16 protein-coding genes are annotated in these 23,175 nt (G+C 44.0%); 12 read left to right on the top strand and 4 right to left on the bottom strand.

Translation table 11 applies throughout. The annotated features are described in order from the left end of the window. Positions 1-12 precede the first annotated feature (12 nt). Entirely contained in the window at positions 13-1,629 is a 1,617-nt protein-coding gene (rlmD, locus tag TY49_RS20025) for a 23S rRNA (uracil(1939)-C(5))-methyltransferase RlmD (RefSeq protein WP_232310491.1), read from the top strand. Positions 1,630-1,661: 32 nt separating this feature from the next. Here the strand turns inward: rlmD and TY49_RS20020 are convergent, their stop codons facing one another. Next, entirely contained in the window at positions 1,662-2,216 is a 555-nt protein-coding gene (locus TY49_RS20020) for a TetR/AcrR family transcriptional regulator (protein WP_041967720.1), read from the bottom strand. 163 nt (positions 2,217-2,379) lie between these two features. Between TY49_RS20020 and TY49_RS20015 the strand changes: the two genes are divergently transcribed. From TY49_RS20015 to TY49_RS19980, 8 genes are all read left to right on the top strand, one after another. Next, positions 2,380-4,437 (top strand): efflux RND transporter permease subunit, encoded by a 2,058-nt coding sequence (locus TY49_RS20015; RefSeq protein ID WP_041967678.1) that lies wholly within the window; start codon positions 2,380-2,382, stop codon positions 4,435-4,437. Positions 4,438-4,439: 2 nt separating this feature from the next. Next, entirely contained in the window at positions 4,440-6,227 is a 1,788-nt protein-coding gene (locus TY49_RS20010; protein WP_369390507.1) for a YhgE/Pip domain-containing protein, read from the top strand. Between the two features lie 183 nt (positions 6,228-6,410). Next, positions 6,411-6,914 carry a ferritin gene (locus TY49_RS20005; RefSeq protein ID WP_041967676.1) on the top strand — a complete coding sequence of 168 codons (504 nt, stop codon included), beginning with the start codon at positions 6,411-6,413 and terminating at the stop codon, positions 6,912-6,914. A 341-nt stretch (positions 6,915-7,255) separates the two neighbouring features. Beyond that, a complete protein-coding gene (locus TY49_RS20000) occupies positions 7,256-7,639 on the top strand; it encodes a hypothetical protein (protein ID WP_041967675.1) in 384 nt (127 codons plus the stop codon). A 155-nt stretch (positions 7,640-7,794) separates the two neighbouring features. After that, on the top strand, positions 7,795-9,870 hold the full coding sequence (locus tag TY49_RS19995) for a catalase (RefSeq protein ID WP_041967674.1): 2,076 nt from the start codon (positions 7,795-7,797) through the stop codon (positions 9,868-9,870). A 67-nt stretch (positions 9,871-9,937) separates the two neighbouring features. Then, complete coding sequence (locus TY49_RS19990; RefSeq protein WP_041967673.1) at positions 9,938-10,567, top strand: NAD(P)H-binding protein; 630 nt, start codon at positions 9,938-9,940, stop codon at positions 10,565-10,567. A 15-nt stretch (positions 10,568-10,582) separates the two neighbouring features. After that, on the top strand, positions 10,583-12,190 hold the full coding sequence (locus TY49_RS19985; RefSeq protein WP_041967672.1) for an FMN-binding glutamate synthase family protein: 1,608 nt from the start codon (positions 10,583-10,585) through the stop codon (positions 12,188-12,190). A gap of 180 nt (positions 12,191-12,370) precedes the next feature. After that, a complete protein-coding gene (locus tag TY49_RS19980) occupies positions 12,371-12,763 on the top strand; it encodes a DUF2177 family protein (RefSeq protein ID WP_041967671.1) in 393 nt (130 codons plus the stop codon). Positions 12,764-12,808: 45 nt separating this feature from the next. Here the strand turns inward: TY49_RS19980 and TY49_RS19975 are convergent, their stop codons facing one another. Together TY49_RS19975 and TY49_RS19970 are read right to left on the bottom strand one after the other, a co-directional pair. Then, positions 12,809-13,591, bottom strand: a complete 783-nt coding sequence (locus tag TY49_RS19975; RefSeq protein WP_041967670.1) for a DUF1295 domain-containing protein — start codon at positions 13,589-13,591, stop codon at positions 12,809-12,811. Between the two features lie 2 nt (positions 13,592-13,593). Then, positions 13,594-15,372, bottom strand: coding sequence for a DegV family protein (locus TY49_RS19970; protein WP_041967669.1), 1,779 nt, complete (start codon positions 15,370-15,372; stop codon positions 13,594-13,596). Between the two features lie 171 nt (positions 15,373-15,543). Here TY49_RS19970 and TY49_RS19965 point away from each other — a divergent pair, with 171 nt between their 5' ends. The 3 genes from TY49_RS19965 (at position 15,544) to TY49_RS19955 (ending at position 19,640) form a co-directional block, all read left to right on the top strand. Further along, entirely contained in the window at positions 15,544-16,203 is a 660-nt protein-coding gene (locus TY49_RS19965; RefSeq protein ID WP_041967668.1) for an oxidoreductase, read from the top strand. A 213-nt stretch (positions 16,204-16,416) separates the two neighbouring features. After that, the gene (locus tag TY49_RS19960) at positions 16,417-17,331 is read left to right on the top strand and encodes an MBL fold metallo-hydrolase (RefSeq protein WP_041967719.1); all 915 of its coding nucleotides are present in this window, start codon (positions 16,417-16,419) and stop codon (positions 17,329-17,331) included. A gap of 299 nt (positions 17,332-17,630) precedes the next feature. Then, the gene (locus TY49_RS19955; RefSeq protein ID WP_084135556.1) at positions 17,631-19,640 is read left to right on the top strand and encodes a phospholipase D-like domain-containing protein; all 2,010 of its coding nucleotides are present in this window, start codon (positions 17,631-17,633) and stop codon (positions 19,638-19,640) included. A 167-nt stretch (positions 19,641-19,807) separates the two neighbouring features. On the opposite strand, the gene TY49_RS19950 is transcribed toward TY49_RS19955, so the two are convergent. Then, complete coding sequence (locus TY49_RS19950) at positions 19,808-22,867, bottom strand: efflux RND transporter permease subunit (RefSeq protein ID WP_041967666.1); 3,060 nt, start codon at positions 22,865-22,867, stop codon at positions 19,808-19,810. Positions 22,868-23,175: the final 308 nt, after the last annotated feature.

The raw sequence follows: 23,175 nt of genomic DNA, 5'->3' as shown, positions 1-23,175 counted from the left end.
GAGTGAAGTTTTATGAAAAAAGAGCAGCAACAGCCGAAGCAGAAGCAACATAGAAAAGGACAGCAAGTGGGAAAAGAGAAGCAAATGGAAAAAGTCCAGCACCTCAAAAATGGTCAGCAAGTGAACAAAGACCAGCAAGTGAACAAAGACCAGCATAAGAAAACTGGACAGCATGTCAGCAAAGACCTGCATAAGAATACTGGCCAGCAAGTCAGCAAAGGCCATTATAAGAAAAAAGGACAGCAATCGAACAAAGACCAGCAGGCAGCAAAATTGGAGCTGAATCAAACCTTCCCGCTGACAATCAAGCGGCTTGGTATCAATGGAGAGGGCGTTGGTTATTTCAAACGGCAGGTAGTGTTTGTGCCGGGCGCGCTGCCTGGTGAGGAAATCGTTGCAGAGGCAACAAAGGTCCACCCTAAGTTTGCTGAGGCGAAAATCAAGAAAATCCGCAAACAATCAGAGCATCGGATCAAGCCGCTTTGCCCGGTATACGACCAGTGCGGCGGCTGCCAGCTCCAGCATTTAGGCTACGACCAGCAGCTCAACGAAAAACGCGACATTGTCATCCAGGCTTTGGAGCGCCATACAAAGCTCAGGATTGACGAGCTGGAAATCAGGCCAACGATTGGGATGGAGAATCCATGGGGCTACCGGAACAAGAGCCAATTCCAGGTTGGTGAAAAGGATGGAAAAGTGCTTGCCGGTCTATATGGCTTGAACTCCCACAACTTGATTAATATTGAGCAATGCGCCGTCCAGCATCCGGCAACGACGAAAGCTACCGAAGTGGTAAAAGGCATTCTTCAGGATTTGAAGATTCCGATTTACAATGAGAAAAAGCACAAAGGACTTGTGCGGACAATCGTAGCGAGGACTGGAGTCCAGACCGGAGAACTGCAAATCGTTCTGATTACGACGAAAAAAGAACTGCCGAAAAAAGATTTGATCATTGAGGAAATACAGAAGCGCCTTCCTGAGGTCAACTCGATCGTACAAAACGTCAATGGCGAAAAAACCTCCGTCATTTTCGGAAGCGAAACTGCGACACTGGAAGGTAGCGACTTTATCCAGGAGACACTTGGTGATCTGCAATTCGAATTATCGGCGCGGACGTTCTTCCAGCTGAATCCTGAACAGACTGTAAAACTCTACAATGAAGCGAAATCAGCCGCCATGCTGACAGGAAAGGAAAAGCTTGTTGATGCGTATTGTGGTGTTGGGACAATCGGATTGTGGATGGCCGACAAGGCTGGCGAGGTCCGCGGAATGGATGTTATACCAGAATCGATAGAAGATGCAAAGAAAAATGCCAGCAAGCATGAAGTCAATCATGCTAACTTCTATATGGGCAAAGCAGAGGAACTGCTTCCGAAATGGCTGAAGGACGGCTGGCGTCCAGATGTAATCGTCGTCGATCCGCCGCGAACAGGCTGCGATGACGCATTCCTGCAGACCGTTCTGAAAATCAAGCCGAAAACCTTCGTCTATGTATCCTGCAACCCGTCTACGCTTGCAAAGGATATCATGACACTGGGCTCCCAATATAAAGTTGAATATATCCAGCCAGTTGACATGTTTCCTCACACTTCACAAATCGAGAGTGTCACAAGACTGGTTCTTAAATGATAAAAGCGCCGGCCCGAATTGGGTCAGCGCTTTTATCGTATATCGGACAATCCTCGATTGATGAAGTTGTTGATAATTTCGGCCATTTCCCTCGGTGTTTTATCCATCCCGCTTTCCAGCCAATTTTTAATCACATAAATGCTTCCGCTGACAACAAATATATTCATATATTCAAACGTTTCGCGGTCAACCTGGCTGTGAGTCATCCAGTTGTTGAAGATGAATTCCTGGGTGATCATCATTCCTTTTTTCTGGAAGTGGATGTCGCTATTTTCGCTTAGCAGTATTTGGCATACATCGCTTTTCATGGCAATATACTCAAGGATCTTCTCTGTCATCTTCAAAGCTTCTTCTTCTTTGGAAAAATTATATTGGTTAAGAGTGGATACCATGTCTTCAATGAATTCTTCTTCAATCGCATTCAGCAGGCCATATTGACTGGAGTAATGAGAATAAAATGTGGAACGGTTGATGTCTGCCTGCTCACAGATTTCTTTTATCGTGATATTTGAAATGGGCTTATTTTTTAATAATTGCATCAGACTTTCCTTCAAGACCATCCTTGTATATTTTTTTCGTCTGTCCATCTCCAAAAACCCTTCCTTTTTCTGTAAAACATTGAGTTAAACAACAGAAAATACTTTTCTGTTGCGAATTAAACGTTATGTACACAACTGTTTGTTGAATAGGCAACACGGTGTTTATATAATGATAAAGTGTAATGGCAAAAGACTCAAGTGAGGTTGAAGAATGATAAGCATTGCTGAAAAAATCATAAAACATAAGAAAGCTGTCGTAATAGCGTTTGTTTTATTTGCACTGATTTCTACAGTGGCGCAATTTTTTGTGTCGGTTAACTATAATATGGTGGATTATCTGCCTGAAGATGCCCAATCGACGACCGCGATGGATGTCATGGAAAAAGAGTTCACAGCTGAAGTCCCAGATACGAGGGTTATGGTCAGGGACGTATCTTTGCAGGAGGCGCTCACCTATAAGGAAAAGTTATCAGCAATAGATGGAGTTGGAGAGGTCATATGGCTTGATGATGTGGTGGATTTAAAAACACCTCTCGAAATAGCAGATGAACAAACGGTAGAAAACTACTACAAAGATGGGAATGCATTGTTCTCAATCAGTGTCCGTTCTGGTGATGAGGTTGCAATTACTGATGCGATTTATGAATTGATAGGTGAGGACGGAGCAATTGCTGGCGAAGCCATCAATACCGCTTCTTCGCAAAAAATGGCAGGAACAGAATCTATGTATGCAGCCATTTTGCTCGTTCCAATCATTATTTTCATTCTCATCGTCTCAACTACATCATGGATAGAGCCGGTGTTTTTCCTGACGGCAATTGGAGTTTCGGTATTGATCAACCTCGGAACGAACATCTTTATCGGAGAGGTTTCCTTCGTCACCCAATCAGTCGCTCCGATTCTGCAGCTGGCGGTTTCGCTCGATTATGCCGTATTCCTGCTTCATAGTTTTTCTGATTACCGGAAGCAGACGAATAATCCTGAAGAAGCAATGCAGCTTGCGATGAAGAAGTCATTCCCGGCGATTACCGCCAGTGCTGCGACAACCTTTTTTGGATTCATCGCCCTGACATTCATGAAATTTGAGATCGGCTCAGACCTTGGAATCAACCTGGTAAAAGGAATCGTTTTAAGCTTTATCAGTGTCATGGTGTTTTTACCGGCATTCACTTTACTTTTCTATAAATGGATGGACAAAACACAGCATAAAAACTTTGTTCCCAGCTTTACCGGAATCGGGAATTTTGTGGCTAAATTAAAGATTCCAAGCTTACTTCTTGTTTTTGCGATCCTTGTTCCGAGCTTTTTGGCACAAAGCAATACTGCATTTACGTACGGACTTGGCGAACAGCCGGAAACAACGCGTGCAGGCAGTGATTTTATCGAGATTAAAGAAGAGTTCGGAGAAACGACTCCGATTGTTCTTTTGGTTCCTAAAGGTGATCGGGCAAAGGAAACGGAGCTCGTCCAGGAGCTGGAGAATCTGAATTACGTCACAAGTGTGATTGCCTATGTGAATATGGTAGGATTGGTCATTCCGCCTGAGTACCTGGATGAATCGATTACGAAAGAGTTTTATTCTGAAAATTACAGCCGTATTATCATTAATACAAATCAGGGTACAGAAGGAGATATTCCTTTTTCAATCGTCCAGAAGGTAAATAAAGCTGCTGAGAGATATTATGGCGACAAGGCACTGAGCTTAGGGGAAAGCGTAACACTGTACGATATCAAGAATGTCGTCAACAAGGATAATATCGTCGTGAACGTTTTGACGGTCGTAACGATTGCAATTGTGTTGCTGGCAACCTTTAAATCGATTTCAATTCCGCTGGTATTGCTGATTACGATTCAATCAGCAGTCTGGATCAATCTTTCGATTCCATATTTTACGAGTTCACCACTTGTGTTTGTCGGATACTTAATCATCAGTACGGTACAGCTGGCGGCAACAGTGGACTATGCGATTTTGCTGACGGAAGCTTATCAGCATAATCGCCGGGAAATGTCCGCTAAAAAAGCAATCATGAAAACTTTGGATGAAAAAACGTTCTCCATCTCAATATCTGCAGCGATCTTATCGAGTGTTGGGTTTATTTTATGGATGACGTCTTCCAACCCGATAGTTGGATCCATCGGCTTATTATTAGGCAGGGGGGCATTGCTTGCCTTTGTGATGGTCGTGTTCTTATTACCGGCTATGCTGCTCGTATTCGATAAATTCATTAAAAAGACGACCTATAAAGCAAATTTTTACGAGGAGAAATGATGATGAGAACTAAACAAATACTATTTGCTGCGCTCGGATTGATGATCTTCTTGCCTTCATTTCTTAGTCATGGAGCTGCGGCAGAAGCAGAAGGGAAGATCACCTCTAAGGATGAAGTCGTATACGCTACATTAAAATCAAATGGAGAACTCGATGACATTTACGTCGTCAATACTTTGGAGGTAGCGAAGGCGGGAGAAATTCTTGATTATGGGAAGTACAGCAGCGTCAAGAACCTGACTGATCTGTCCGAACTTGATCAGAACGGGAAGACTGTCCAAATACATGCCCCAGAAGGAAAGTTTTATTATCAAGGAAACATGGAAGACAATACAGAATTGCCATGGAATATAGAGATTTCCTATCTGCTTGATGGGCGTGAGGTTGAAGCGTCTGAGCTTGCGGGAAAAGAAGGACATGTAGAAATCAAGATTAATACTGCTGCCAATGAAAAGGCAGATGCTGTTTATTTTGAAAATTACTTATTGCAAATTTCATTCATGCTCTCTAATAGCTATCAGAATATAGAAGCAACTGGCGGCATGGTTGCGAACGCAGGAAAGAACAAGCAAATTACTTTCACTGTCATGCCTGGGCAAGAGGAAAGCCTTAGTGCGGAAGCGGAAGTTAAGGACTTTGAATTCAGCGGCATCGACATTGCAGCGGTTCCTTCCACTCTTCCGATCGATACTTCAGAAATGGAAAATATGACGGATGACATGTCGGCATTGTCTGATGCAATCAGTGAATTGAATAATGGTGTGGCTGACTTGAAAAAAGGTGTGTCCCAATTGAACAGTGGTGCAGTAAGCCTTCGTGATGGTTCCGGGCAATATAAAAACGGTATCAGCCAGCTGGACGGCTCTTCATCTGAAATAGTAGGGGCATCCAGCTCCATTGGCGATGCATTGAAAAAAATCAATTCATCCCTATCTCAGGGTTCTGCTGAGATGGATATGTCGAGCCTGAGTGAATTGCCTGGAGGACTCACACAATTAGCGAATGGACTGAATCAAGCAGCAGATGGGCTGTCAGAGTTACGTGAAAATTACTCAGTGGCATTTCGTGCGTTAGATGGGGCGATTAAGGGAATACCGGAGCATCAGCTTTCAGAGGATGATATTTTTGCCTTGAAGAAAAGCGGAGCGAATGAGACTGTAGTCAATAAACTGTTGGAGACCTATGGTGCTGCTCAAGAAGTGAAAGTGACATATGCAAAAGTACAACAAGCTTTTGCAGCTGTGGACCCTACTTTGAACCAGGTCAGTGGATCTGTAAAAGAAATGAGTGGGAACCTTACAACAATTGCTAACGAACTGTCCGCTTCCCTCGAGGAAATGGATATGGGTGCACTTGGCGAACTGCAGAAAGGTCTCTCGACATTGTCCTCCAATTACGGACAGTTCCATTCCGGATTGGTTAGCTATACAAAAGGAGTAAGTGAGTTATCTTCTTCATATTCGCAGCTGCATTCAGGGATTTCCGGATTGACAGGCGGAACAAGCGACTTAAATAAAGGAGTCGGTGAACTCCATAACGGAACTAGTGAATTGCATCAGGAAACGAAGAATCTGCCTGAGCAAATGCAGCAGGAAATCAATGAGATGATCAAGGAATATGATAAATCGGACTTTGAACCAGTATCCTTTGTTTCCGCAAAAAATGAGAAGGTGACTTCCGTACAATTCGTGATCAAAACAGAAGCCATTGAAAAAAAGAAACAAGAGACAAAGAAAGCAAAGCCTGAGAAAAAGAAAGGCTTTTGGGATCTTTTATTAGAGTTATTTTAATGAGAGAGGGACAGTTCAGGAGACCTAATGATGGGCTTCAGGGACTGTCCTTTTTGTTTTTTTAAAAGGATTATCGTGAAACAATGGTTTTAAGGAGTGTAAAAGGGTAAAATTCGATAAGGAAGGCAAAATAAATATGTTAGCGTAAAAAGACAAAAGCTGCATGGATTGAGGAGGAATACAATGATCAGCGATAAGTTGGTAAATGGTTTGGTCGAACAAATGAATTATGAGTTTTATTCTGCGCACGCGTACATGGCAATGGCTGCGTATTGCTCAGCGGAGAATCTTGATGGTTTTGCAAACTTCTTTTTGGTGCAAGCTGAAGAAGAACGATTCCATGCGATGAAATTCTACAATTTCATTAATGATATGGGTGAGCGCGTGACATTCGATGGATTCCACGCTCCATCAAACGATTTCGAGTCTGTTCTTGATGTTTTCGAAAAAGGACTTGGCCACGAGAAGGAAGTGACGCGCCGCATCTATAACCTTGCGGATATCGCACTTGATGAGCGCGAACACGCAACGATGACATTCCTGAAATGGTTCATTGAAGAACAGGTTGAAGAAGAAGCCCTGTTTGACAGCCTAATCCAAAAGCTGCGCCGCATTGACAAGGACAGCAACGCATTCTTCATGCTCGAAAACGAACTCGCACAACGCTCTTTCACAGCACCAGAGTGAACATAAACAGGTACAGCAGGATTCCTTGGAATCCTGTTTTTTATTGTCCATAAATCGTTAGCTTCTTGTAAAAAAAACTGTTATTCGATAGTGTATTCCTGGCTGAGGGAATTATAATCCCGGTTGCAGGAGTTTTATTCCCGATTGGGATGAATTTATTACCGGTTGTAGGATTTTTATTCCCGGTTGGAAGAGATTTAATACCAGTTGAAGGAGTTTAATACCAGTTAGAGGTGACAACTGCAAGTTTGCCAATTCCATCCAAATTCCTTGAAAAACTTTTTCCGCTAGCTTAATGGGGTATGAGTATTGTAAGAGAATCTTAAGACAAGGAGGATCTTATGAAAAAACTACTTATATCTTTAGCAGCGGCTGGTATTCTGGCTGGATGCAGCGTTGATGATAGTGAGATCGGTCAGGAGGGTCCACCGGAAACTGAAGTGAAGACTGAGGAGGATCCGGTGACAACGGATTACCTGCAGGAGAGGTTCTACGAAGGAATGGATTATGATGCCTACGCTGTTGAGGTCCAGACATGGGTAGATAAGGGTCAGGCAACAATTGCCGACACTGTTAAGATTGAAGGACAAGAGAATGCGTCTGCGGATATTATCCAGGTTGCGGATGGGTTCCTGGCTGTAGCGAATGACAGCAAGCAGATTACCTTAATAAAACCATTTGCCTCTCCAGAGGAAGCGAAAGAATACTTGAATAAAAATTTGTAAAAAGCAAGCCCGCTAACTAACCGTTTAGCGGGCTTTAGCTCGTGGTATACGTCCATATAGGGGCATGGCCTATTTTGGCGAATTACAAAGACAACGTGAGAGTGATTACATATTTGTTCACATGCTCCCACATCAAGTATTGGAGGAATGACTCAGTGAGGAAAGACGAGAAGCATCAATCTGTAAATGAGAACTCAAAGGATCAGCAGCTTGAACAATTCAGGTCTGGGCATGACGGTGAAGCAATGACGACTAACCAGGGGCTTCGTGTTTCTGAAGATGAACATTCCTTGAAGGCGGGAGTCCGTGGTCCTACCTTGATGGAGGATTTCCATTTTCGTGAAAAGATGACCCACTTTGATCATGAGCGAATTCCAGAGCGTGTTGTGCACGCTAGGGGTTTTGCAGCGCATGGTCATTTCCAGGTATACGAGCCAATGGCGGAATATACGAAAGCAGGATTCCTGCAGGATCCAAGCAAAACGACTCCGGTCTTTGTACGTTTTTCAACGGTAGCGGGTTCCCGTGGTTCGGGTGATACCGTTCGTGATGTCCGCGGTTTTTCGACTAAATTTTATACAGAAGAGGGGAATTACGATCTGGTAGGTAACAACATCCCCGTTTTCTTCATACAGGACGCGATCAAATTCCCTGATTTGATCCATGCAGTCAAGCCTGAGCCGCATAATGAAATCCCGCAGGCACAGTCAGCACATGATACATTCTGGGATTTTATTGCGAATAATACGGAGTCTGCCCACATGATCATGTGGCATATCTCAGACCGGGCTATTCCGCGCAGCTTCAGGATGATGGAAGGCTTTGGTGTGCACACATTCAGGTTTGTCAATGAACAGGGCAAGGCCCGATTTATAAAATTTCACTGGAAACCAGTACTTGGGGTACATTCGTTAGTTTGGGATGAGGCGCAAAAGCTTGCCGGGAAGGATCCGGACTTCCATCGCCGAGACCTTTTTGATGCGATCGAAATGGGGAACTTTCCTGAATATGAACTCGGCGTACAGATGATTGACGAGGAAGATGAATTCAAATTCGATTTCGATGTTTTGGACCCTACAAAAGTCTGGCCGGAGGAATTGGTACCAGTCAAAATCATTGGTAAAATGACGCTGAACCAGAATGTGACTAATTACTTTGCGGAGACAGAACAGGTAGCATTCCATCCTGGACACGTTGTACCGGGAATCGATTTTTCAAATGATCCACTCCTTCAAGGGCGTTTGTTCTCTTATACCGATACCCAACTGTCACGTCTGGGCGGCCCGAACTTTCATGAGATTCCGATCAACAGACCGGTATGCCCGTTCCATAATAACCAGCGAGATGGGATGCATCGGATGACGATTGACCGTGGGCAGGTTGCTTATCATCAAAACTCTATGCAAAATAACGATCCAAAACCTGTTTCTGCAAGCGAAGGCGGGTATGAGCACCATCAGGAAAAAGTCGAAGGCAGAAAGGTACAAGCACGCAGTGACAGCTTCAATGACCATTATTCCCAGGCTATCCTTTTCTGGAACAGCATGTCCGATGTGGAAAAGCAGCATATGATTGAGGCCTTCAGTTTTGAGCTTGGTAAAGTGAAGAGTAAGGATGTGCAGCAGCAGGTTGTTGAGATGCTTGGCAATATTGATACCTTCCTTGCTGAGCAAGTAGCCGAAAGCTTAGGCGCTAAAAAGCCGACAAGTAAACCGGCAGAAGTGACGATGACTTCGCCAGCATTGAGCCAGATGAATACAGCGAAGCTGCCGAATACAAGAAAGGTCGCCATCCTTGCTGATAATGGCTTCTATGGAGCGGAAGTTTCCGGTTTGATGGACATGCTGAAAAAGAGCGGCATCACCGCTGAAATCGTCAGCAAGCAGCTAGGGTTGATCAAGGGTGATGATGGAACTGAGCTTGAAGTACAGCATACCTTGCTGACCGGCAGCTCTGTCTTGTTTGACGCATTATATATTGCCGGAGGACAGCAAAGCGTGGACAGCCTGAAGCAGAAAAAAGAAGCAGTCTACTTTGTCGATGAGGCATTCAGCCATTTGAAAGCAGTTGGTGTGGGAAAAGAAGCAGCAGAATTATTGGCTGCAGCAGGCATAACGCCAGAGGATGTGCCAGGTGTGGTTGTGTTTGAAAACAGCAAAGAAGTGGCAGGAGACAGCCAGAAGTTCATTGATGCAATCGCCGAACACCGCCACTGGAATCGAATGGTTTAATCATAGAATGATAAAAAAAGAGAAACGGAGTGAATCTGTTTCTCTTTTTTACAAAGGAGGGAATGTAATGAAGGTAATCGTGATTGGTGCAAATAGCAGCGTCGGGGAGTTTGTCGTCAGCAAGCTGGTGGAAAATGGGTATACGTCCTGCGCAGTCGTCAGCGATGAGAATCAAATCGACCTGCTGAAAAAGAGAGGAGCTACCGAAGTAGTTCTATATGAAGAAAGGATTCTGCCGACTTTATTTCATGGATATGATGCCGCCATTTATCTAACTGGCATCAATCCAAAGGCCAAAACTGGCCGGACTGTAATGGTTGACCATGAGTCGGTCATTGAGACAGTGAAGGAAGCAGAGAAGCAGGGCGTCAAGCGGTTTGTGATGATGAGCGCCATCATGGCCAATGAAGCCGCAGGAGATGACAGCCGGGAAATTGGCGCTAAAGAGATGCCCGATGAGTTACTGCGGCAATCAAATTTAACATATACCATCGTGCAGCCGGGAGCATTTACAGACAAACCTGGTACTGGAAAAATATTTGCCGGTGAAACATTGGATTCAAATGAGCTCGAAATTTCACACGAAGACATCGCGGAGGTACTGGTCATGTCGGTCGAGAACGAGGCAACTTTTAACAAGACTTACGAGGTAGCAGAAGGAGATACAGTCATCACAAAAGCATTATCTTCATTATAGGAAAGGAGGATTTCAATGGGATTGACGGATTATCTAGTGATCGGCTTGTTTATTTTCATAGCTTTGATTATCCTGGTGCCGGTCCTTCTATTTATCTATTTATACATTAAAGACGATAACCAGCAGCAGCATTCTATTTTAAGGAATTTCCCTGTGCTTGGAAAGGTTCGTTATTTCACCGAGCATATTGGTCCAGAGTTAAGGCAATATTTATTCGATGGTGATAATGAGGGGAAGCCTTTTTCACGCAAGGAATACCAGGATGTCGTAAAGGCTGGCAAGTATAAGGAAAGATTAATAGGTTTTGGGTCATTAAAGGACTTTGAGGCTGAAGGCTTTTACATCCGAAATACACTTTTTCCTAAACTGACTGATGAAATGAAGGTCGATAACGCGGAAAAAATTAAAACAAGAGTATACAAAATTGATGGCGAGGGTCTTTTTACAAGGAAAGAGCATAACGAGGAAAAACTGGCAGATCCATATTATTTACAGGATGATGATGCCGTCGTGCTTGGCGAGCACACCTGCCGCTATCCTTTTCGTGTGAAAGGCCAGGTAGGCCAGTCAGCGATGAGTTATGGTGCACTTGGGGAAAAAGCGATCCAGGCGATGTCAAAAGGCCTCGGACTGGCAGGCGGAACGTGGATGAATTCAGGTGAAGGCGGATTGTCTGAACACCATCTCGCTGGAAATCCGGATATCATGATGCAAATCGGACCAGACTTGTTTGGTGTGCGTAAGCCAAACGGCGAATTCTCATGGGAAGAGTTCAAAAAGAAAAGCGAAATGCCCCAGGTGAAAGCTTTTGAAATCAAGCTTGCCCAGGGAGCGAAAACGCGTGGAGGCCATGTTGAAGGGGAGAAGGTCACTGAGGAAATCGCCCAAATCAGGCTGGTGGAAGTCGGGAAGACGATTAACAGTCCAAACCGATTTTATGAATTCAGCGATGTCGCTTCGATGTTTGACTGGATCGAGGAATTACGCTCGGTTGGCGGCAAGCCAGTAGGAATCAAGATTGTCGTCGGTGATATGGCCGCGCTTGAAAATATGATTTCTTACATGAAGGAAAGCGGGAAAGGCCCTGACTTCATTACTGTAGACGGTGGAGAAGGCGGCACTGGAGCAACCTATCAGGAGCTGGCTGACACAGTTGGACTTCCCATCAACTCAGCGCTTCCGGTAGTGGACGAAATGCTCCGCCAGTACGGAATCAGAGATAGAGTGAAGCTGATTGCATCAGGAAAACTGATTACTCCTGATAAAATCGCCATCGCCCTGGCTATGGGAGCCGATCTTGTGAATATCGCACGCGGGATGATGATCAGCGTCGGCTGCATCATGGCCCAGGTATGCCACTCGAATACATGCCCTGCAGGTGTAGCGACCACTGATAAGAAGCTTCAGGACGGACTGGTCGTCGATGAGAAGATGTACCGGGTCGCCAACTATATCATTTCACTGCGTGAGGGACTTTACAATCTGGCAGCCGCAGCCGGTATCGATAGCCCCACGCAATTTGAACGGAAGCATATTGTCCATAAAGATGAACTCGGACGTGTATCTCCGGTAGAAGATTTGATCATTGCTGCAAGAAGAACGCAACTGCAAAAAGAAAGTTAGATTGAATAATGCTTAAAAGAGCCTGATACGATATCAGGCTCTTTCTAAGTTCAGGAGTGATGATGCAGGAGGGCCTAGTTCTAGCGAACGTTCAAAAAAACACATCTGCACACATCCAGATTTCAAGGAAGAACCTTGTGTTTAATATAATAGAGCCAAACGGGAAGGAGACTTGATCGTATGAAAATCTACGGCATTACCTTTTTGATTTTTCTGGTACTTGACAGTGTTTGGCTCGGGTTGATTTCACCAAGCCTCTACAAAGAACAGATTGGTCATTTGCTCGCTCCAGAGGTGAACTGGATTGCAGCCGCTTTGTTCTATATTTTGTTCATCGCCGGACTTGTATACTTTGCTGTAAAACCTGCGATACAGGGAGATAGCTGGAAGACAGCTGTGAAAAATGGCGCTTTTTTTGGTCTTGTCTGTTATGCCACATATGACTTGACGAATCAGGCGACCATACGCGATTGGCCGCTGATGATCACAGCTATTGACTTGATGTGGGGAACTTTCATCTGTGGAATTTCTTCATTGTTAAGCTTTTTCACTGCCAGGAGATTTGTCGAGTGAATAGTAAAGAGCCTGCCCATAATTTTATAGGCAGGCTTTGAATAATCAGGAGTTAACTTTTTTTGGGAACCACGGGATGAAAAGATTCGTTTCCTGCTTGTAAATCTGGTATTCCTCGTTCCCGGCATATCTTTTATCCAAAAATGGAACTCCGGAAACCTTTAATAGCAATAGATTAATGAACGCTGCACTGAAGAATGCGGTCCAGCCGTTCTGTGCCCCAATGACAATCAGGTAGACACCCCACCACATCGCCGCTTCTCCAAAGTAGTTCGGATGCCTGCTGTAGCGCCATAGTCCTGATTTTAAAATCTCTTCTTTATGTTTCTTTCTCTTCTTAAAGTGTTCTAGTTGGTAATCTCCAACGCTCTGGAATAGGAAACCGATTACCCACACAATCAGTCCAAGCACTGCGAAAATGTCAAAGCCTCTTGACTCGGCGACATTCACCAGAATAATAGGATAAGCAAGGAGCAGCATGATGGCTCCCTGCATCATAAAGACTCTGAAAAAAGCAATAATCCTGACGTTTTTGCCCCATTGCTTACGGAAATTGGCATATCGGAAATCCTCTCCTCTGCCGATGGAGCGGATGAGCAGGTGAAGGAAGAGGCGGATTCCCCATAAAGAGACTAGAGTTAAAACAATGGTTTGTCTTAGGGAATGTTCTCCCTCTGATGCGAAATAGCTGACGAATGCGATGATGACAAATCCTAGCCCCCAGCCGATATCGACAATCGAGTTATCCTTTATTAATTGGGCAATGATGAACATCGTGAGCATAAATAGAAAAATTGCACCGATATTGATTACATATAAGTCCCACATTTTTAAAAACTCCTTTCATATTTGGATTTGTCGAAAAGCATTGCTACGCTGACTGATCCCTTGCCTGCATGAGCCCCGATGACAGGGGATACATTGGCGGTATATAAAGGGTCGATCCCTGTCAGGTTCTTCATTTCTTTTGCACACAATGCTGCTTTCTCTGGGTCATTTGCGTGAAGCACAACATATTGTGTTATTTGCTTCGTTTTATCCAGATGGGCAATCATGCTGAACATTTTTCTTAGGTTGGAGTTTCGGAAAAGGGTCTTTCCGTAAAGTTTTGATTTGCCTTGTTCATCAACAGAAACGATTGGCTTCATTTTTAACAACGTCGCGATTTTGCCTTGCAGAGGAGTGACTCTGCCACCCCGAATCATATGCTTTAACGTAGGAACGCTGACAAGGATTTCTGTCTTGGCAGTCAATTCATCTGTCAATTGAATTAATTCATCCAGGCTCGCTCCTTTGTCAAGGTTTTCAGCGACCGTATGGATTAGCAAGCCATAAGCACCTGAGAGTGTTTTCGTATTCAGCACGGTGATTTTTTCTGGGTTGACCTGAGCAGCTGCAAGCATGCAGGATTCAAACGTCCCGCTCAACTCTTTGGAAACATGTATCGATAAAATATGATCATAATGGTTTGCCAGTTGTTCATATGTCTGGATGATTTGTTCAAGGCCTGGCTGAGAGGTTTTAGGTGCTTCTTCAGCAACTTCCAATCGATTGTAGAAATTTTCTGGTTTCATTGTTACTTTATCCAGATATGGTGACTGATCCATTTCGATTGTAGCCGGCAGCAAATGAATCTGGTGGTGGTCCATGAATTCTTCAGGGAGGTCACAGGCTGAGTCGACGACAAGCGCGATTTTTGATTTCCTCGCATGGATGCTCTCGTATTGGCGCCTCATATCCTCAACCTTCTGGAAGCTGATAGTACCAAGTGCTGACAGAAGCTCGACAGCTTCGTGAGGTTCATTTGTATGTAAGTGGATCTTCAACTGCTGTTCATCCCCTGCGATTACGACCGAATCCCCAAGAGTTCCTGCCACTTCTTTTATTTTCAAAGATTCAGAGATTCCATGGATCATAAATTCAGTACAGTAGCGATAGGGAAGGAAATCCTCCTTAGATGGAATATGGTCCTCAAAGAATGAAGCGATTTGACTTTTTGTCGTTTCTTCAGACTTATTTTGCGTCTGCATGAGCCCTTCCAGAAAATAAACAAAACCTTTCGCACCGGAATCCACAACATTTCTTCCACTGATCTTTTCCATCTTTATCTTCGTTTTCTCGAGAGATTGATAGACTTGAGGCAGGGAATCGCCAATCAAAGATATTACATTCGAGTGAGCTGCTGTTGATTGCTTCATCGCCAGCACCCAGTCTTTCATGACAGTCAGAACCGTTCCTTCTTCTGGTGACATGACAGAATCGTACGTTTTTCCTGCGGCAAGCTCACATACAGAGATGAAATCATTTGTGCTATGAATATTCTTGTTCGATAATCCGTTCGCGAAATGAATCAGGAACTGGGAAAAAATCATCCCCGAATTTCCCCGTGACCCCCTCAAAGCAGCTTTCTTCAGCGATGTGAGTGATTCGGAGGGATCATCACTAATATAAGCGTCTTGTAGAATAGTCCTCATCAGATAGGACAGATTGCTCCCGGTGTCTCCGTCAGGAACAGGGAAAACATTGATTGCATTCAATTCTTCCTGATGTTCAATCACTTTTCGCGACCCGGAAAAAAGCATGTTTAATAACAATTTATGATCAAGCATCGTAAGGTATCCTCCATGAGAAAAAAGTTATACATAACTTATACATATGTTATACAAAGTTTAGTTATTTGTAAAACCTTTTTTAAATACCTTTTTTTTATTCTTGATTTTTCTATCTGGGCCAAATATGAAATAATAAAAGCAGGCATTTTACAGGGAGGTCTCTTGGCTATGGGGAAAAAAGCTTTGATAGCTGGCTCGACAGGATTAATTGGGAATGAATTGCTACAGATTTTGTTGAATTCGAAGGAATATGACCAGGTGACGGCAATTGTAAGAAGGCCGCTTTACGTCAAACACTCTAAGCTAGATGAAAGGGTGATTGATTTCGACCGATTGGAAGAGTATATAGGGTTATTTGCAGTAGACGATGTATTTTGCTGTCTTGGAACAACAATCAAGAAAGCAAAGACTAAGGAAGCAATGTGGAAGATTGATGTAGACTACCCTGTGGCAATTGCCAAATTGGCCAGTTCTAAAGGAGCCAGGAAGTTTTTGCTTGTGAGCTCGATGAATGCAAATCCTGACTCCCCAATCTTTTACTCAAAAATGAAAGGGAAGCTCGAGGAGGAAATCAAGCGGATTCCATTTGAAACAACATCCATCTTCCGCCCATCATTGTTATTGGGGGAGCGAGATGAATTTAGGTTTGGCGAAAGGGCAGCTGCAGCAATTTTTACTAAAATGCCTTTTCTCTTTGGGGGGCCATTCAAGAAATACAAAGCAATTGAAGGCAGGGTAGTAGCATCGGCCATATATCAAGTAGCCCAGAAGGAAGTGACAGGACTAGCACTCTATCCTTCTGGAAAAATCCAGGAAATAGGCCGATGATCAATCAGCGCTAATGAGGTAGAGATCATGTTAAATATACTAATAATCATAGCTGTGATTGTAATTGCAAATTATGCAATCCTGAATTACTATCCGGCTTTTGGCGGTAAGCATACGGAAAAAAGAAAATCCATATACGCGAAGTCTCCGCAATATCGGAACGGAAAGTTTGCCAATCAGATTGAAACATCATGGGATACGAGCTTAAGCTCGATGATTTCTATGATGCAGGACTTTTTAAAAGGCAATTCAGAGAGAAGGCCGGGAGCTCCACTTCCGATGGCAACTTTCGCACAGCCATTACAAAAAGGTTCAGCAACGAAGGTCACTTGGTTTGGACATTCAGCCTTCCTGCTGGAGATAGAGGGCAAAACCATATTATTCGATCCGATGTTCGGAAAAGCGCCCACTCCTTTCCCGATAAGAAACCAGCGGTACAGCAGGGAGCTGCCTCTTAAGATAGAGGAACTCCCAGTTGTAGATACGGTCGTGCTTTCACATGACCATTATGATCATTTGGATTATGGTTCCATCATGAAGCTTAAGGGCAAGGTGAAGAACTATGTTGTTCCACTGGGAGTTGGGGCACATCTGGAGCGCTGGGGAATTTCCCCTGAAATGATCCAGGAGCATGATTGGTGGGATGGACTCTCATTTGCAGGGCTCCAGTTTGCCTGTACCCCTGCTCGCCATTTTTCTGGCCGAAGTCTTACTGACCGGAATGCAACTCTTTGGTGCTCCTGGGTGATCATTGGTCAGGAGACAAAAGTTTTTTTCAGTGGCGATGGCGGATATGGGCCGCATTTTAAAGAAATCGGCGAAAAATATGGCCCATTCGATTTAACCCTGATGGAATGCGGCCAGTATGATGCTCGCTGGGCAGCGATCCACATGTTGCCTGAAGAAACAGTTCAGGCACATCAAGATGTAAAGGGGAAGCTGCTTGTTCCTGTGCATTGGGGAGCGTTCACTTTGTCGCTTCATGCCTGGCATGATCCGGTTGAGAGGGCAGTCCGTGCAGCAGAAGAATCAGGAGTTGATATTGTCACACCAAGAATTGGTGAGACTTTTACGGTTAGTCTTGATGATTATCCAAAATCAGCCTGGTGGCGGATGAACAAAGCTTGATATTGATAAGTGCCAGTCAGGTGTTTCGCATCCAGACCGGCACTTTTATTTATTTTTATCAAAGAAAAGTAAAACAATAACAGCTGCAACGATTCCATTTTTGAATGATACTTTTTTGATTGGAAACTGTCTGGCAGGTTGCTAGGTCATTAGTTTCCTTTGTGATTTATCCCACAAATTTAAACTCCTCATATAGAATCATTTTTCGCAAAATTTACAAATTCATCATATTTCGACAACTTTTTTACATTATGATTATCTTGGATTTATATTTGAGGAGGTAGTCAAAGTTGAAGAAAATGATTTCTGTTTTACCAGCAATTATCCTATTGTTTTCAACTCTTTACCCGTCATTCATGACCAGTGCACCAACCGTGAATGCTGCTGAGACACCGAATGTGGTCATCAGTGAAGTTGCCTGGATGGGCACGAATAAAAGCTACAGTGATGAATGGATTGAGCTTTATAACAATTCAGCTTCTGATGTAGTGCTTGATGGCTGGCAGCTGAACGCTGCTGACGGTGCCCCGGCAATTGCGCTAAGCGGCACTCTTCCTGCCAATAGTTATTTTTTACTCGAAAAAACAGATGACCAATCCGTTACAGAAATTCAAGCTGACCTTGTTTACAGCGGCTCACTGGGAAATACTGCTGAACACCTTAAATTGATTGATGCATCTGGAGCGGTTATCGACGAGGTTGACAGCTGGTATGCAGGCGATAATACGACAAAAGCAACAATGGAACGAATTGACCCAGGGGTTTCTGGGCTCGATTCCACGAACTGGGCAACTGCCAATGCGAGCTACGCTGATGGACTAGGAACACCGAAGTCATTCAATTCGACTGGTACGGATGGCAGTGGTTCTGGTGGTGATGCTGGCGGCGGATCGACTCCTTCGGAAGCTCCAAGTGTATGTGATGACAGGACCCAGCGCCTGAATAATGTTTCCGAAGCAGAAGGCGCTATGAATGTTTATTTTAATAAATGTGCATTTTCACAGTATGCTTCAGCAGGGAACGAATCGAACTATAATGTGAACTTTGAAGATATTTTAATCAAGCGGCTCAACTCAGCAACAAAAAGCATAGATTTTGCTACATATGAAATTAACCTTCCGCGGGTAGTTGATACGCTGATCCAGAAAGCAGCACAGGGTATCGATGTGCGCGTGATTGCAGATTCCAAGGACGCAGCAGATCCTCACTATGCAGAACGCTTTGAAACGATGCGACTTTACTTGGAAAAAATGGTGCGCGGACAGGATGCGAAAATCGGCACGGCTGATGATATCGTGGTTTTCTCAGACTCGCCAATGTTTGCAGTGGAAGACAGTGCGAAAAGAACGGCTAAAGGATTGCCGGCTAGTGTTAGTGATATAGCTTCAGTAACCGTCACTGTTGGGAATAGTGAGACGACTGGCCGCCTGTTTGTTGATGCCGAGGCGAAAGCAGCGGGAAGTTATTACGGTCCTGGAAACCAGATGCACAATAAATTCGCGATTGTAGATGACCGCTGGGTATTCACAGGAACATGGAATTTTACCGTCACTGGCTTATATGGGTCAGATGAAAACATGGAGCAGGGAATCCTTGATGGCAACCAGAACCAAATCGTCGAAATCAACTGGCCACAGTTAGCAGGTATCTATGAAACTGAATTCAATGAGATGTGGGGCACCAATACATTGACTCCAGACCCTGTCGCCTCGAACTTCAGCACGCGGAAAACGGACAATACAACACATGTTATCGATATCAATGGGAAAAAGGTAGAAATCTATTTTTCAGCGGGGGATAATGCAGTCGGGAAAATGGTTGATTTGATTCGTAATGAAGCCCATTTCAATACATACTTTTCGATCTTTGCCTGGAGCGACCAGTCACTCACTGATGAATTGAAGAATAAGTGGGAGGGGTCCTATAATGACATGGAAGGAACCCTGACCGGGTTTGATGTAAAAGGATTGTTCGACTCGAGCTTCTGGAACCAGTGGTGGTCTGCAAGTGTCGATATGACAGGGCGGACTGCTTCACAGACAAGCGTCAATAACCCTAACACAAGATGGAACAACCCGGCACCTGTCTATGCAGACGCAGAGACACGCAAGCTGCACAGTAAAACAATGCTGATCGACGCCGATACAGATAGCGATCCAACAGTCATCGTGGGATCAACAAACTGGAGCAACAACGGAAATAATGTAAATGATGAAAACTTGCTGATCATCCATGACGCAGCCATCACCAACCAGTTCGTGCAGGAATTCAATGCCCGCTACATCCAGGCAGGAGGAACATTACAGTAACAATGGAAGTGCCTAACCACCCGGTCAGACTTATATTTTTAATGATTAGCTAATAAGAATGATTGCCCAAATTGAAGAGCGGATCAAAGGGGTCTAAGTACTCGCCCAAAATCAGACATGAAAAAAGGAGGCAAAACGCTGTACTAGTCGTTTTGCCTCCTTGATGTTTAGCTCAAAATCTCTGGAACAGCTGTGATAGTTTTTTTGCTTTGCTTAGATTTCCTGCTGAACCAGCTTCTTTTCTCGGCACTTCTTGTAAAAATATGATATACAGCCGGGATCAGAAGCAAGGTAATCAGCGTCGCAAAGCTCAGTCCGGCAATGATGGCTGTTGCCATTGGCGCCTGGTAGTTTCCTGATCCTCCTGTAGCCATTGCTAATGGAAGCATGCCGCCAACAGTAGTCAGTGTTGTCATCAGAATTGGGCGGATGCGGTTTTTGCCTGCTTCAACAAGTGCTTCCTGAACAGTGTAGCCTTCGTTGCGCAGCTGGTTCGTGCGGTCGATCAGTAAAATTGCGTTATTCAAAACAATCCCGATCAGCATGATGATGCCCATTCCGGACATGATGCTTAATTCCTGCTGTGTCAGGAATAATCCAAGAATGACGCCTACGATGGTCATCGGAATGACGGACATGACGATCAGCGGGTGGCCCAGGTGGTTGAACTGGACGGCCATGACCAGGTAGACAAGGAAGATTGAAATCGCCAGGATCAGAACCATATCCTGAACCATTTCCTGCTGTTGCTCGAGGTCTCCAGCAGGTGCAATGCTGTAGCCTTCTGGTACATCATATTTGTCCATTAACTTTTGGACTTCACGGTTGATGGTGCCGAGGTCTTTACCTTCAATATCTGCCGAAATCGAGATATATCGTTCACCATCCTTGTGCGAGATTTCGTTTGGATTTTCGACACTCTTCAATGAGATGAACTCAGATAGCTTTTTCTCACCTGAAGGAGTTGGGACTTTCAGGTCAAGCAAAGCGGATTTAGTTGTCATCTCTTCATCCCACTTCACATTTAACGGAATGTTTTCCTCATTGATTTTCAGTTCACCCACAGGTATTTGTAAAAAGGCCTGCTCAATGAATTGCTTGATCTGCGGCTGGGACAAACCCGCTTTTTCAATTTCAGACTCATTCAGTTGGACGATTTGTTCAACAGATGTCCTTTCAATGGAGTTTTCGACCGCAACAATTCCTTCGATAGATTTAAGCTCTTCTATAAACCCATCAGCAATTGTTTGAAGTTCATCAAAGCTTTCGCCAGAGATATTGATTTGAACAGGGGAACCACCGCCACCAGACATGGCTGCTGCGGCACTCTTCAAAGGAACCTTCTCTTCAAGGGCTCTTAAAGCCTTAAGTATTTCTTCATTTACCTCTTTTTGCTCTCTAGTGATCTCATCGCCTTTCGTCATGTTGATGATGGTGTACATCATGTTGCCATTATCCATTACATAGTTTGATTCAACATCTTTAATTCCGTCTAATGCTTTGTTCATTTCACTTACGATTTCCTGTTTTTCATCCAGGCTTAAACCCGGTTCGACGGTCACCAAGAGCTCTGCATAACGGTTCATCATGTCTGGCATGATGGTCATTGGAATCTTTGTTACCAGCATAAGGGATCCAATGAGCATAAGGAAGAACAGGCCGATGACAGCAAAGCTGTGGCGTTTTTTCTTGATGGTCCAGGAAATCATCTTGCTGTATCCGCGTACAAGCCGGCCTTCCTTGTTGTTCTTTTCTTTCTTTTTCAGCTTCAGGAACTTCTCGGATAGAGAAGGAATCAGAGTGAAAGAAACTATCACAGAGCTAATCAGAGTAATGACAACGACAACGGATAGGATGATCATGAAGGAGCCCATTTCACCGCCAAGCAGGCCGATTGGCACAAAAACGACAATCGTCGTCAGCATCGAAGCCAGTACGGCTGTAGCTACCTCCTTCGTTCCCTGTATAACTGCCTCCATATTCTTGATGCCAAGCTCTTTCTTACGGTAAATTGATTCAAGGATAACGATGGATGAATCGACCATCATCCCGATTCCAAGTCCAAGACCAATCAGTGTCAGCATATTGAAGCTGTAGCCAAAAACCCACATTGAAGCGAAAGTGAGCAGCACGGATGTTGGAATCGAAAGTCCGACAATCATTGTAGCGCGGAAATTTCTCAAGAACAGCATCAGGATTGCAACCGCAATAGCAGCTCCAATCAGGATATTGCTAGTCACTCCATCAATTGAGTCCTTGACATAGTCCGCCTGGGCGACCATTTCATTCAATTCTGCGCCGCTGACCAATCCTTCTTCGCGGATTTGTTTGATTTCCTCACGTACCGCTTCTGCCATCTCGATTTGAGTGGCATCGGCTACTCTGCCTACCTGGACAAAAATGAAATCCTTCGATCCATTTTTCCAGACGAATGAGGAACTTTCCAGTGGCTGTAAATTCACGTCCGCAATCTGTGATAATTTAATAAAACCGTTCGCTGCCGGGACCTGCAGGTTTTTAACATTCTCAACAGATTCCAGCTGTGTATTCCATCTAAGGGAAGGAGCGTTTGTTTCGTTGTTCAGCTGGCCCAGGGTTGCTTCATTGTTTGCCTGCTGGATTGCACCAATTACCTGTGCTGCATCCAGTCCATTTCTCAAAAGTTCGTCACGCTTCAGTTCCACAGTCACTTCTTTTTCCAGGCTGCCTGACAGTGAGACATCATGTACTTCAGGAAGAGCCTCCAGCCTTGGTTCCAGGATATTCTTAGCGAAGGCTGTCATCTTTTCCATATCAGAGCCAGAAACATCCATGAAAAAGTCATATGCCTGGCTAGTGCCAAATTGTCCAGTCATAACATCTTTGACACCGCTTATATCGGAGGTCGTGGAATTCACCACTGACTCTACTTCCTTGAACACTTCCTCACCAAGGCCGCGTTCAATAGTGAGCTGCATGGAGCTTTTCCCGATGTTGCTGCTCGAAAGGATTTCCTCTACGCCTTCGATGCCAAGAATCTTCTTTTCAAGCGGGGTTGTGATGGTTCTTTCGACTTCAATCGCCGGCATCTCCCCAGCATAGATTTCAACATAAGCACCATCCATCTTGATTGATGGAAAGAGCTCTTTATCCAGCTTTAAAACTGAAAAGCTGCCAATCAATAAAACTAATACAACCATTAAACTGACTAAGATTTTTTTCTGAACAATAAATTTCAACAAATTCATAAAGTCCTCCCCGTTATTATCGTAAAATAGGAATGTAAAAAATTTCTATTTTATGCACCCAAAGACAGATTATACACACTTTTATAGGAAAATATAACTAAGATTTTGTAAAAATATAATTATTTTCATATGAAAATACCTATATTTGTAATGTGTAGTTGTGCTTGAAAATAAGAATCTTTTAATTCCCCTTAATATATTTCCATTTTATCCCTTGGTATAGAAATCTATAATGAGCTTGAGACAGATTTTAACATAGGGCTGAAGACTGAGAAGGAATAGGCAGATAAACGGAGAATAATTAATTT

The organism is Mesobacillus selenatarsenatis SF-1, assembly GCF_000813125.1.
GTDB classification, from domain to species: Bacteria; Bacillota; Bacilli; order Bacillales; family Cytobacillaceae; genus Mesobacillus; species Mesobacillus selenatarsenatis.
This window is presented reverse-complemented; position numbering and strand designations above follow the sequence as displayed.